The 13,432-nt window shown below is 65.2% G+C and carries 9 protein-coding genes and 1 rRNA gene; 2 read left to right on the top strand and 8 right to left on the bottom strand.

Features of this window, described 5'->3' with window-relative positions:
* The 8 genes from CH283_RS04000 to CH283_RS03965 all read right to left on the bottom strand — a co-directional run.
* A 16S ribosomal RNA gene (locus CH283_RS04000) occupies positions 1 to 95 on the bottom strand; the annotation flags it as partial.
* Between the two features lie 510 nt (positions 96 to 605).
* Positions 606 to 2,015, bottom strand: a complete 1,410-nt coding sequence (locus CH283_RS03995) for a plasmid pRiA4b ORF-3 family protein (RefSeq protein WP_094641380.1) — start codon at positions 2,013 to 2,015, stop codon at positions 606 to 608.
* Between the two features lie 51 nt (positions 2,016 to 2,066).
* Positions 2,067 to 2,612 (bottom strand): LpqN/LpqT family lipoprotein, encoded by a 546-nt coding sequence (locus CH283_RS03990; RefSeq protein ID WP_094641378.1) that lies wholly within the window; start codon positions 2,610 to 2,612, stop codon positions 2,067 to 2,069.
* A gap of 74 nt (positions 2,613 to 2,686) precedes the next feature.
* A complete protein-coding gene (locus CH283_RS03985; RefSeq protein ID WP_141215311.1) occupies positions 2,687 to 3,622 on the bottom strand; it encodes a hypothetical protein in 936 nt (311 codons plus the stop codon).
* On the bottom strand, positions 3,606 to 4,301 hold the full coding sequence (locus CH283_RS27915; protein ID WP_141215312.1) for a hypothetical protein: 696 nt from the start codon (positions 4,299 to 4,301) through the stop codon (positions 3,606 to 3,608). The genes CH283_RS03985 and CH283_RS27915 overlap by 17 nt, the downstream gene beginning before the upstream one ends.
* Before the next feature lie 64 nt (positions 4,302 to 4,365).
* Positions 4,366 to 5,226, bottom strand: a complete 861-nt coding sequence (locus CH283_RS03975) for an HAD family hydrolase (protein WP_094641372.1) — start codon at positions 5,224 to 5,226, stop codon at positions 4,366 to 4,368.
* A 7-nt stretch (positions 5,227 to 5,233) separates the two neighbouring features.
* Complete coding sequence (locus CH283_RS03970; protein ID WP_094641370.1) at positions 5,234 to 6,448, bottom strand: metallophosphoesterase; 1,215 nt, start codon at positions 6,446 to 6,448, stop codon at positions 5,234 to 5,236.
* A gap of 99 nt (positions 6,449 to 6,547) precedes the next feature.
* Positions 6,548 to 11,731, bottom strand: a complete 5,184-nt coding sequence (locus CH283_RS03965; protein WP_094641368.1) for an AAA domain-containing protein — start codon at positions 11,729 to 11,731, stop codon at positions 6,548 to 6,550.
* A gap of 219 nt (positions 11,732 to 11,950) precedes the next feature.
* Here CH283_RS03965 and CH283_RS03960 point away from each other — a divergent pair, with 219 nt between their 5' ends.
* On the top strand, positions 11,951 to 12,547 hold the full coding sequence (locus CH283_RS03960) for a dihydrofolate reductase family protein (RefSeq protein ID WP_094641366.1): 597 nt from the start codon (positions 11,951 to 11,953) through the stop codon (positions 12,545 to 12,547).
* A gap of 20 nt (positions 12,548 to 12,567) precedes the next feature.
* Positions 12,568 to 13,239 (top strand): TetR/AcrR family transcriptional regulator, encoded by a 672-nt coding sequence (locus CH283_RS03955; RefSeq protein WP_068053330.1) that lies wholly within the window; start codon positions 12,568 to 12,570, stop codon positions 13,237 to 13,239.
* Positions 13,240 to 13,432: the final 193 nt, after the last annotated feature.

Here is a 13,432-nt window from a genome sequence, read left to right as displayed (position 1 = left end):
CCGCTCGTGTACCCCGAAAGGCCTTACCGCTCGACTTGCATGTGTTAAGCACGCCGCCAGCGTTCGTCCTGAGCCAGGATCAAACTCTCCGTAAAAGACCTGCGAAACAACAACCCCGACCCCCGAAAAGAGGACCGAAGCTGCGAATCAGTCAAAGACATCAAGTCAAATCACTAGCAGAAAAACTCAACTAGCATTTCAAACAACACCCGACAACAACCACCACAAGCGGGCAGCTGATACATCGAATGCTTTCACCAAAACAAAATAATTTCGGCACTGACATTCATCGACACACTGTTGAGTTCTCAAAGAACACGCACACACTCTCGACCCACAGACACACAGTCCGTCGGCCTCAAGGGCAACTGTTCCAGCCTATCCCAGCTTGGTCTCGGACACAAGGCCCGACTCTTGGGGGATAAAACCTGCCGAGCCACACGTCCAACCTCGTTCACCCAGTCCGTGAAGACCGGGTCGGTGTCCGTCGCTCTGACTCGACAAAAGTTACGCCACCAACCACACCAACGCAAATCGCCTGCTCAGCGGCGGTCATCCGTCGCTGAGCCACAATTCAGCAGTCCTCGAGACCACTTCTCGGCGACTCAGCTCAGCAATGCGTCCCGCGCGAACCTGCGAGACCAGCTCGGCGAGTCCGATACCTCTTGACGGAAATAGAACCGCGGACCGTGGGCACCGATGAGATCGAGGAAGCTCACCGTGGCCTGCGCCGCGAACTGAGCGTCGAACACACCGGAATCTTCACTGGCCCAACCCAATTCAGCGACAGTCTCGATCAACATCTCGTTGCGATGCGTCGCAGATGCCGATGCCGCGAGGGAGATCAGGAACAGAGTCGCTGCGTCGGTCTCGTACGACTCCTTTCCCAGAGGAAGTCGCGACGCCGCATGCCGCCACATGCCGACCGGGTCTTCGGCCAACGCCGCTCCGAGCTTGGTGCGCAGCAACCTGCCCTTCGATGTGCGGGTCAACCCGAGGTGCCGCGCCGCGTCGCGCAGATCGCTGACCTGATGGTGGTCGATCTCGCGATTGCTCGGCCCTACCCACCCCAGACCCCAGTCGAGCTCTTCACGAATCGCCGCTATGAACGCGGGCTTGAGGTAGCCGGCACCGGTCAGCTCTGCTCCGTCGTCACCGATTCTGTCCAGAAACCACGTGAACTTGGCCATCGCCACCTCTGCGACGGGCAGATCGACCGAACTCTCGATGGTGAGTTCGCATCGAGGAAGCAACGCCATCAGTGACGGCACCTCCGTAGGTCGCACCCGGTCGAACAGCTTTCCGATGGCCGGGGCCGCGGCCACCGCTTCGGCGAGCACCGAACGACCTACGTCGAACGAGTGCAGCACCGCGTTGACCGCATCGACGTCGAATCGAGCAGGGTCGAAGCCCGCGCCCCATCGCGCGATGAGCGCCGCGTGCTCGGGATCGGACGTATCGGCGGCAATCTCGAGCGACTGGGCGTACCGCGAAGGCCCGCCGGACTCCTCGGGTGGGCAGGCGCGCGCCCCGTCGAGGCAAACGGATCGGAGGTCGTCGATATCGGAATCGATCTGCTCCAGATAGATCGTGTGTGTCCATCCGTCACCGAAGTCGTACTCGTACGTCATCGTGGAACCCGGCGCAGTCAGTACGTCGTCGACCCGCACTCGCTCCTCGCTCGACGCGTCGTCGTCCGGTTCGTCGTCGAGGGTTTCCTCCATCTCGAATCGACGCGTGGCACCGGCGGTCCTGACGCTGAACGCATGCAGGTGCCGGTCCTCCCATCCGAGGGCGCTCTGCAGAACCGCGTGCAGCTCGGACAGCAGCAGGTCCGAGCGCACCCGCACCCGACGCCAAATCTGTGGCCGAGTGTGATCCACGGTCACCCGAAGCACCAGGTTCACCAAGCGTCGCCGAGTGGCATCCGTCGCGCTGTCGTCGGCGGGTTCGTCGGTGTCGGACAAATTCGGCACCACCGACAGGTGCCGGACGCGACCGGTTCTCATCGACATGGAAAGGACCCTAGTCGGACCTGCGCGTCGGACACAGGGACTCGCGGTCTTCTACGTACTCGTGGTCAGCCCCTCGTTGATCGCGGCGACGTCGAAGGCCAACGCATCGAGCTGCGACGCCAACGTCGTCACCGTCAACTGCACGAGGTATTGAGTATCGACGCCTACCACCACATACCGCGTCGTCACGGCGGCTTCGAGTTGCTGCGCAACGTACGTACCCCGAATGAATCGCGACGGCCAGCCGAGCCACGACGCTGTACTCGCCTCGCGCTCCACCCATCCGGGCATCGCACGTCCGTCGCCGAAACCCAATGCCATCAACGCTTCCGGGTCGATCGTGCGCGACAACGCACCGACCAGAAGCACCGCGTTGGGCGCGAACCCGTTCTCCACGAGGTTCGGTTCCACGATCACCTGGGTCGCCCCTGGGAACTGTGCGGGATCGAGCGTCTGCCATCCCGCAGGAATCGGTACGGTGATGCCGAGCTCGGCCGCCGCGGCACCGTCGAGCGGCGTCACCCGCAGCGCGTGTGCATTCAGGTACTCGGCGATCGTGGTGGGCTCGGACGATTCCGTCGACAGGACGTCGTTCACAGCAATGCCTTTCGTGGTGCACGATTCACTGACACGCCAGAGGTTACCCGCGCCGGTCCGCTCGTCAGCAGATCCTAGAGGCAGTGACCGGCAGGGAGCTGGTTGCCGTGCGACTCCAACCAGCTGCCGACCGCGTCGAGCATTGCTGTTCCGTCGGTGAACGAACCCGAATTCGGTTGCGCCGCAATCGCCACGCCGACTCGACCGGCAACAGTGGTGACGATACCGACCTGTCGGACGTCGTAACCGCCTCGAACGCCCGGCCCCCAGCCGCCTTTGAACGCAGCATCGGACATCTTCGCCAGGCCCCACTGCTGCTCGGGCGCAACACTGTTCATCATTTCGACCACCGGTGCGGCATCCGGGATGCACGACAGGCCCGCCGCGAACGTTGCTTGATCCTGCGTCGACCACTCGGTCTGTCCGAATGCGCTGAATTCAGGACGAATCCGCTCCCTCTGCACCGCAGTGGCCGCGTCACCGCCCTGCCGCAGAACCGCTTCGACTGCGCCACCTGCGGCAGCGGAATCCCCGAGCGAACCCCACAGATTGTCGGCTGCTGCGTTGTCGGAGCTTTCGATGGCGGCGGTGGCGTCGGCAAACACCGCGTCCGCGCCGCGACGAATTGCGGCTAGGGCCAGTGGCACTTTGACCGTCGACCACGCCGAACCGGAAGTCCAGGTGCCGAGCACTGTCGGCGGGCCACCGCCGACGGGAACCAGAGCGAGGCCGATGGGCCCACCCGCCGTCGACTCGAGTGCGCCGAACTCCGCGGCCAGATCCTCTGCCGGTAGCGCCTCGACAGGAGGCGCAGTGGTCCATATTTCGGCATCGGACGTCGGTGGAAACACCGGTGGCACAGGAGCAGCCGATGTTTCGGACACCAGGGGCGCTTCGGACGCGGGGCCGTCGTCGGTGGCGATGGTGCAGCCGGACACCAGAGCACAGAGCGCGAGAGCCACCGCTCCGACTCGTCCGACGCGGCGCGCCGAACTAGAAGAGGTAGACAACGGCGTTCTCGCCACCGGTACACGTCACCAACTGCGCAGACGAGACGCAATTCATGTCGTACCGCTTGCCGGTGACCGGGCTGCTGGCCACCACGGTCCTCGAATTCCGATCCGAACCGGCCCTGGTGTAGGCCAACCGAACTTCCTCGGCGAACGGGCACGACGTAACCGTCGACCCCACCGCCGAGCCTCGAAGTCCGCTGCTCGACGCCACGGTCGCCGGGCAGGTCTGCGCGCCCGCAGGCAGAGTGGCCGGGCCAGGCTCCGGTGAGTTCTCGGCAGTCGGTGCGGTTTCACCGCCTGGAACACCGCCGTCGGACACTGCCGAGGACGGTGCAGCACCCGACGCCACCGCCGGAGTTGCGTCGTCGCGCAGCATGAACCACCCGAACACGCCGCCGAGAATCACTGCGACCACAGTCAGAACGGCCACCACGATCCAGATGCCACCGTTCCCATTCTTCGGGGGCCCAGGTGGAGGCGAACCAGGGAAGCCACCGGTGCCGAACACCGGCGGCCGGGGAACCGCGCCGTACCCACTCGGCTGTGCCGTCGCGGGAGAATGCGGCGCACCAGGACCGGACGAAGGCGGTGGAAGGACTCGATCGGATGGATTCGGCTGCGCGCCGTACTGTCCGTACGCGCGCTGCGAGGGGTCGCCCGAATCTGGATAGCTCACTGGTGTCCTTCTGCCGATGATGGGGCCAGCCTCTCATACAGCGTCGCGACGAGCAGACCGGACGTTACAGTTTCATTCGGCGCGCGGTGAGCTCCTCGAGATAGCGCGCAACCGCGTCGTCGTCGTTGGATTCGAGGACTCGATCGACGACGGATCGCACGGGCTCCGCGGCATTCGACGGACACAACGCCGTACCCGCCCAGGTGAGCATCGGCAGATCGTTGCGCGCATCCCCCACTGCCGCAACCGAACCGGCAGATATCCCCCACTGCTCGCACAACTCCTGCAGCGCACTGGCCTTCGAGACTCCCGCCGCGGACATCTCGATGTACGGGGCACCGGAGTGCGTCAACTCCACTCCGTCCACCCCCGCCGCAGCAACGATCTCGTACAACTCCTCACTCGTCGTATCACTGTGCCGGGCAACGATTTTGACGGTCGGCTCGACGTCGATCGACAAGCCGTGCTCCGACAGCTCCATCTCGTGCGGCTGCCGGTGATGGTCTGCGAACACGCACAGCTCGGCGTACCGAGCCTCGGCCACGAATCGCGTGGCACCGACGGTTGCGAAGGCAACTCCGGGGACGAGTGAGCGCACGAACGACTTGGCCGACGCCACCGTCTCGGCCGGTACCGACCTGGTGCCGACGATCGCCGGGGAGCCGTCGGACAGATCGAGGACCACAGCCCCGTTGGCACCGATCGCCGTGCCGCGAAATCCGCACGACGCAGCGAGTTCGTCGATGGAGTGGCGCGCGCGAGCGGTGGCCCACACCACCCTGATTCCGGCTGCGTCGGCGGCAGCCATCGCGGCGGCCGTTCGCGCCGACACAGTTCGGTCCGAACGCAGCAGGGTGCCGTCGAGATCGGTTGCGACAACGACGACCTCTTCGGTTCTCTTCACCCCACCGATACTGCCAGGCATCGCGCGCTCAGCCGGCGACCAACGTCAGAACGGAAATCTCACTGGGCGCGAACACCCGGAAAGGCGGGCCCCAGAAACCCGATCCGCGACTGGTGTAGAGCTGAGTTCGCGCACCGTGTCTGCTCAGACCGTGCACCACCGGTTGGTCGAGACGAACCAAAGCCGAGAACGGCCAGATCTGACCACCGTGCGTGTGCCCGGAGACCTGCAGATCGACGCCGGCCTCGACAGCGTCGCCGATCTGTTTAGGCTGATGCGCCAGCAACAGCACGGGCATCGACGGATCGGTTCCGGCAAGGGCGCGAGCGAGATCCGCCCCGTGACCGGGCGCACCCGAGCCGGCGGCAGTGGCGTCGTCGACGCCCGCGATGATCAATGCGTCGTCACCGCGATGCAGCACCACGTGGCGATTGTGCAAGGAGTTCCATCCGAGGTCCTCCATGTGATCGAGCCATTCCTGCGCCTGACCGAAGTATTCGTGGTTCCCGGTGACGTACACGCGGGCCGCGCTCGCGAGCATCGCCTCCAACGGCGCAGCCTGCGCTCGACGCCGATCGACCGAGCCGTCGGCGATATCTCCGACGTGGGCCAACACGTCCGGTTCGAGCGCATTGACGGCGGCGGTCAAACGATGCGACCACGTCGTTCGATCGAGCGGGCCGAAATGCGTGTCGGTCACGAGAACCACTCGTAGACCGTCGAATCGAGCCCCGAGCCGGTCGATCCTGACGGTCGTGTGTCGCACTCGGGGCGTTCTCATCGCCTCGTAATGGCCCCACAGAGCGAGGACGACCACGACGATCAGCGTTGTCACCGAGACGATCCGTGACCGAAGAGGGTCGTCTACCCCAGCCACCCACAGACCGAGCCGCAGCAGCAGCGAGAGTGCCGACCACACGAACGCGATCCAAGCCAAGCCCAACAGCACATCTCCGATGCGCGCCCACACGTCCTTGGAGACCCCCTCTGCACTCGGCCGGTGACCCAGATACATCGCTGCAGGCAGTGCCACGAATGCCGCGACCGCAACCGCAGAGCCGACCGACTGTGCAGCCGCAGGCCACTGCGCGCCCGCGAACACGACAGTCCAGGCAGGCAGGCCGACAAGCGCAGCGCAGACCACGAGAACAACGGTCGGAACGACAACCCGCCGAGATCGCGGTCGCGTCGAACCGTCCGGGGAGACCGACTGTTCCGGGCGCTGCGTCTGTCGATCTGTCATCGGCGTCGAACCCTCTTCACTCGTACGTGCGCAATCCGAGGCCAAGACTACGTCGGCTTCGGATGGTTCGGCGCGGGCACCGAGCCTGCCCGCCGGGAGCTACGGCCGACGGCGGGTTGTGTATCCGCGAAGTCCGTTGAGCGGCAATTCGTGTTCTGCGATGTCCTCGTCCTCGGGTACCTCGAGGCCGCTCGGCTCGGCATCATCGGTCGTTGCTTCCGTCGAATCGCCCTGCGTCTCGACCGGATCGGCTCCATCGAGCTCGGCCGACTCGACGCTTGCCGCGGCCTCGTCCTGAGCGGCTGGCTCGTCCTGTGCGACCGGCTCTTCCTGTGCGACCGGCTCTTCGGCGTCCCCGACCCGGTCCGTGGCCGATGTCGTGCTGTTCGTGGTTTCACCGATCTCGGTGGTCGAATGGCTCGATGCCGAGGACTCGATCGGCCGAGCGGTGCCATGGGAACCGTCGGACTCCCCGGTACCTGATCCGTGGGCAGCACCGGCACCGTTGGCACCTCCGGAGCCGTTGACACGACCGGCACCGTTAATAGCAGACGCACCGTTCGTCATTCCCGAACCGTTGGTCGGTCGCGAAAGGTTCTGGACTCCCGCTCCGTCGGTGCTTCCGGAACCGTTGGTTGTCGTCGGTGCCGATCCTTCGCGGTCGGCTCCGCGAGCTTGCGACGCGGACGGCTCCTCGGTGGGAATGTCGATGCGCGGCATGGTCCACAGAGACAGCACCGACTCGTGGCGCGCGGGTGAGTCTGCGTGCGTGGACGTCTCGAAGACGCCGGAATCGTCGAACTGCGAGGACTCGAGTGGAACCGGGGTCCAGGACTCGTCCGAGCTCTCGAGACCCTCCACGACAACGCTGTTCGGCTTTATTCCCAGATGGGCCAACGTGGCCCAGAGGCTTTCCAGCGCCGCCTCGCGGTCCAGGTAGTACTCGGATTCACGCACCCGCCAGAACGTCCAACCGCACCGCTTGAGCTCCTGCTCACGCTGCAGATCCGCCAACCGCTGAGCGGGGGTCGACAGGAACGTGTCGCCGTCGCACTCGACGGCGAGCCGCGAGGAGTCGCCGGTGACGACCAGGTCGAGACGCCTGTTGTTCACCTCGACACCGGGATTGACGTGAAAACCTCTCTCGACGAGGTCGTTCCACAGCTGCTGCTCGAGCAGCGTCTCGAAGGGGGCCTTCCGGACCTCGCGCGAGACATCGACCGGCATGGGATCGGCCGGAGCGGGCGAGACGGAGGTGACGTAACTCAGCAACGAGTTGCGCAGGTCCGCTCGCTTGAGACGATCGACCGTGACCGAGTGGAAGAGCCACAGCTGATCCTGTGCCCGCGACGCTGCCACGTTGAACCGCCGCTTGTACTGATTGGCGGTGAGGGTGGCGAAATTCTGATCGGGTGCCACCACCATCGACAGGAACACGACGTTCCGTTCGTCGCCCTGGAAGTCCGGCGGCGTACCGACGCGAAGTCGACGCTGCTCCCACTGCTCGATACCGATCCGCTTGATCAACTCGTTGCGAATCTCGTCGACCTGTGATTGGCCCTGCAGCACAACCACTCCGAAGGTCAGGTTGTCGTACGCGGAGTCTTCGAGGCACTCGGCGATCTGGTCGGCGATCGCAATGGCCTCGGTCCGGTTGACCAGTGACGCGTTCTTTCCGGTCACCGTCGCTCCGCGAACGTACGTGTGCCGCAGCGGCGGTAGTCGATCCGCGCCGAACTGCCGCACGGGAACGAGCGGGGAATCTCCGTAGAACTGCTGACTCGACCAGTTGATGATCTCGGGCATCGAACGGAAGTGCTCACGCAGCCGCACCACCTGACCGAACCGGGTGCGCAGCATCGAGAACAGGCTCGACCTCGGGGTCAGCGTCGCACGCACGTGTTCCGGTAGATCGGGCAGGTAGACGTCCAACCGATCGAACACGTCCTCGAGTGTGCCGGTCTGTGGAACATCGGCCGGCGCGCACTGCCTGTCGTCGCCCACCACGATCACCCGGGGTGCGAGATACAGCAGGAAGAGACTGGTGATGTCGGCCTGACTCGCCTCGTCGACGATGACGACGTCGAAACTGCCCGGCACCGGCGGGATGGACGCGAGCACCTGCGAGAGTGGCATGACCCAGGCGGGCACGGCACTCTGCGCCTCACGCATCGCCGATCGTGCTGCACTGCGGTAGGTTTCGGCGTACTTACCGGCTCCCGAGCCGATGCTGGAGATGTGCTCGCGATAGGTCTGCAGCGCCCGCACCTCGACGGCCGTCATTCGCTCGAGACTGTTACGCCAGGCACTGGCAGCGGCGAGACGTGTTGTGAGGTAAGCGATGTCGGTATCCGCAGCGGCCAACTCCGCCTCGAGTCGCTGCTCGAGGCCGCCGTGGTGCTGCTCGCCGACCCACTCGCGTGCCCGACGCCACGCCCAGGCCTTGGACATCTGCCAGCTCAGCTCGTCCCATTCGACATCACCGGCGGTGTCCCTGACCAAGTCGAACAACGCGGGTGCGACCTCGGACAGCGACGCCGACATCGATTCGAGCAGCAGTTGATCCTCCTGCTCGGAACACGCTTGCGAGTACGCCGCAACGGCGGCAGCCAGTTCCAACGGATCCGCGGTGCTCAACGCACTCACCAGATTCGAGCCCTCGGGCGACGGCCCGGCGTCGATACGAGTGGCAACCGCGAACTGCAGGGCGTCGAGCTCGGCGCGTGCGGCATCGATGTCGATACGCGTGGCGATGGCGTCGGCGGCCCCGGCGACTTCCCGGGCGTCGGCCAGGCTCCGAATCCACGGTGCCGCAGGCGAAATGGTGTACAGCCGGTGCACAAGGGCGTCGCGGGCAGCGACGACTGCAGACACCAGACCCAGTCTGTCGGCAATCCGCGCCACGTTGTTGACGCGAATCGACCGTGTGCCGTCGAGCGGAACGATGATCGCGAGGTCGGCCAGCAGCACCGCTGCGGTCTGCACGGTCTCGAGCGCGCGAATATGTTCGGCCACCAGACGCGCAGCCATCGCCGTCGTCGCAGGTTGCCCGTCGACGGTAGCGACGATATCGAGTGCCTCGACGGCCTTCTGCTCCTCGCTGCGACGGAACCGGGGCTTCCACTCGATACCCGACTCCAACGCGCCGGCGAACGCATCCATCGCCGTGAGTGCCGCCGGTGAGCTCGTCGAGCACTGCACGTCGTGCGCACCGACATAGCGATCGGACGCAGCGGCCGTGTCAACCATCGCGTCGATTCCGCTGACCCGAGACCACAGGTGGGCGGCCTCGCCGGACAGCACGGAATCGGTGAGGCGTAGGTACGAGCTGTCGAGTTCGACGACCGCTCGCACCCGAGCGGCGAGCTCCTCGCACAGTTGCCTGATCTCCGAGGCCACGGCGGGTTCCACGCCGTCGAGCAACGACACGAGCTCGGCGGCCTGGGGCGAGGAAGCGTCGATGCGCGCACCTGCGCGCTGGCAGAGCGATGCCAGTTCGGCCGAGTTCGGCAGCATGGTCTCGGGACGCGGCAGCACCTGACGCGAGCGAAGCTCTCGAGTCCCGTCGGAGCCGGCGATGAGCTTACGAAGCTGATCGACCTGGGCACCGTCGAGAGGTGGTCGATCGGCGAACAGTGGGCCGGGCAGCCACTCGTGGGCACCTTCGGCGGCCTTGACCTTGCGCACGATGGACGACACCGTGCCGTCGTATCCATCGGAAACGTATTCGTGCACAACAGTTTCGGACTCGCGGAGCGCGCTGACACGATCGAGCAACTCGGCCCGCCCGGCCAGAGCCGCCGCGCGCTGCGTCGTCAGTGCCTCGATCTTCTGCACCTCGCTGGCCTCGTCGAAGGAGGTCTTGCGCTCGGCGATCTTCGCGACGCTGCGGTTGAGCTCGTCGGAACCACCGCGGGAGAGGTCGGTGATGGATACGCAGAGCTCCTGCAGCTCCGGCGGGAGTTTGTCCCGCAGCACGCGCAAAGCTTGTGACTTTTCACTAGTGACCAGAACCCGTTGACCGCGCGCAAGGAGCCCGGACATGAGGTTGGCGATCGTGTGAGTCTTGCCCGTTCCGGGCGGTCCTTCGACCACGACGCCGCTGTCACGCCCCAGCCGTTCGATGATCTGCGACTGCTCGGCGTTGGCCGGCAACGGAAACAGCGGGTCCTCCGCCAGTGCCGCGGACTCCCCCGCTCCCGTGCGTTCGAGCCACGCGATCCGATCGGCCGGCTCGATGGCATCGACCAGTTGAGCGAGCCCGAGCGGTACCGGAGAGTCGGCGAACTCGAGGTCGGCGATCATCTGCTCGTAGTACTCGACCAGTGCGAACGAGTCCCGAACGCGGAGAACGAGGGCAGGTGAGACGGTGAGCGTGCGGTCGTCGTCGATGTAGGCGAGTGCCCCGGGCGGCCCGAGACGATCGAGTACCTCGATCTCGTGCCGCGGCACCCGCGACGCCCAGTTCCTCAAGAACTGTTCGACGCCTGCCCCGATGGGTGAGGTGACGGTGTCGTGCAGTTCCTGTGCCAAGGCGACCGAGCCGGAGGTGTCGAAATCGTCCGAGGCGGTCAGCAGCTGGCCGTCCTCGAGCCGCGCAGTGGTGCTCGCGGCGAGGCGAACCAGCAGATCACCGGTACGCACGTCGCGTTCGATACTGGCCGATTGCGTGATGAGGTGAGTGCGCACGCTGCGCTGCGGATCGGTGTTGCTCGAGGTCAGCAGCCCCGAGGCCACCACGAGTTCGATGGACTCGGGTCGCGATGCAAGCTCCTGCATCATCAGCTGCAGAGCCTGGTACAGAGCGGCCTGCGGACGCCGATCTCGATCCTCCTGCGCCCATTCCTTCCACGACTGCGAGTACTCCTCGAAGGCCTGCTTGATCTCGTAGGCCTTGCGGATGTCGAAGTCGGCATCGGACTCCTGCGCCTCCGCTCGACGACGAGACGTCACCGAGGATGCGTCGGCCAGCTCGAGTTCGCGATAGCGGCTGTCGGCAACGACCTGCGGGTCGAGCCATCCCGACAGCAGCGCCGGCGGCTCGGGCGGATCGTCGACCGCGATGCGCGGTGCGCGGAGCACCACACCACCCTGCTTGGCGCGTGGGTCGAGCTGCATGGGAACGTCACCGGCATGGATCCATTCGACCTGCACGTGGTCGTCGAAGCGCAGCACCGGGTTCGAACGCGCCCCGACGATTTCGCGAAGAAAGCGCAGCAGGCGTTGAACCCTGCTCTTGAGCTCGTCGTCGTGTTCACGACCGGTAGCCGCTGCAGCCGTCACAGTTTCCCCACAAATACTCGAATGGTCGTCCGTTTCAGGGACGGTGTTTGCACACCCGGGCCAGACTAGCCGCTGAAAACCGGTTGTTCGTTGCGTCCTGAGCACACAAAATACGTTCTAGTGCTGGTTCACAAAGACCGACTTCGGTCACTGGATCCGCCACAGCGACATACCCCGCAGGCCCACGGGTTCTCACCCGTCGAACACGACAGGAGCCGAATGCGCAACCTGGTCTACTACATCGCCGTCACCCTCGACGGGTTCATCGCTGCACCCGATGGCAACTACGACTGTTTCGTGCCCGACGGCGATCATCTCGACGCCATCGTGGCCGAGCTGCCCGAGACGTTGCCGGTCCACGTTCGTGACATGTTCGGCCTGGACGGTCCACCCGCTCGGTTCGACACCCTCCTCATGGGCCGCGAGACGTTGCAGCCGGCGCTCGACGTGGGTATCACCAGCCCCTATCCCCACCTGCGCCAGTACGTCTTCTCGCGCACCCTCGCACCGTCGGACGACCCCACCCTCACCGTCGTGAACGAGGATCCGATCGGACTGGTCAGGAGCCTCAAAGCCGAGGATTCCGAGTACGACGTCTGGATCTGCGGAGGTGGAAACCTGGCGGGTCAACTGCTGCCCGAGATCGACGAGCTGTTCCTCAAGGTCAATCCCGTCGTGCTCGGCAGGGGCATCGGCCTGTTCTCATCGGGAATCGGCCCCGATCCGTTCCCCGCGGAGCGGTTCCAGCACCTCGAATCACGCCAGTTCGACAGCGGGGTGAGATTCTCCCGGTTCATCCGCCCGGACGCGCGCTGACGATGACGTATAAAGACTAAATGCCTGCCGCGCCGGAGCCAGACCGTGAGCTGCCGAATCGGGAGCTGCCGACCACCCCGCGCGGGCTGCGAACCCGTACCTCGCTCGTGGCCGCCGCGCGTCGAGTCTTCGAGGACAGCGGTTACCTCGACTCCCGGTTGATCGACATCACCCGCGCTGCTCGATGCTCCGCCGGCACCTTCTACACCTATTTCACCAGCAAGGAAGAGATCCTGGCCGCAGTGCTCGAGCAGGCCAGAGACGACATGCTGCATCCCGGAACCGAGCGAGTGAACCCGCACGACGATCCGGTTGCCGTGATCGCCGCGAGCAACCGTGCGTACTTCGAGGCATACCGCCGCAACGCGAAGCTGATGGCGCTGCTCGAGCAGGTCTCGAACATCGATCCCGAGTTCCGACGCCTCCGCCGCGAACGCGCCGATGCCTTCGTCAGGCGCAACGCCCGCAGCATCGAGAGCCTGCAGAGCCGCGGTCTGGCCGACGCGGAACTCGATCCCCTGCTCGCCTCGCGCGCACTGTCGTCGATGATCAGCCGGCTCGCGTTCAACCACTTCGTCGTCGACGCCGCAGACGGCCTCCCACCCGCGGACTCCGAGGATCTGCTCGCGACGGCGACGAGGCTGTGGGTCAACGCGCTGCGACTGCCACGGGCGAGCGAGGGCGACAGGTGAGGGAGACCGCACTCGGCGACGTGCGAACCAACTCGAGCCGATCGGCTCGAGTTGTACCCGTCAGTAATGTACTCGCCGGTAGCAACGAAAGTCGTCGAATGTCGAATTACGCCACGCGCCAACGCTACTCGCGAGTACGTTAGCGACGTGAGCAGAACTCGACAGCGAGTTGAAAGCGAAAGTGCCTGCCACA

The sequence above is a fragment of the Rhodococcus sp. 05-2254-2 genome, from assembly GCF_002259095.1.
Lineage (GTDB): Bacteria > Actinomycetota > Actinomycetes > Mycobacteriales > Mycobacteriaceae > Rhodococcoides.
Note: the sequence above shows the minus strand (reverse complement) of the source record. Positions and strands in the feature narration are given on the sequence as shown.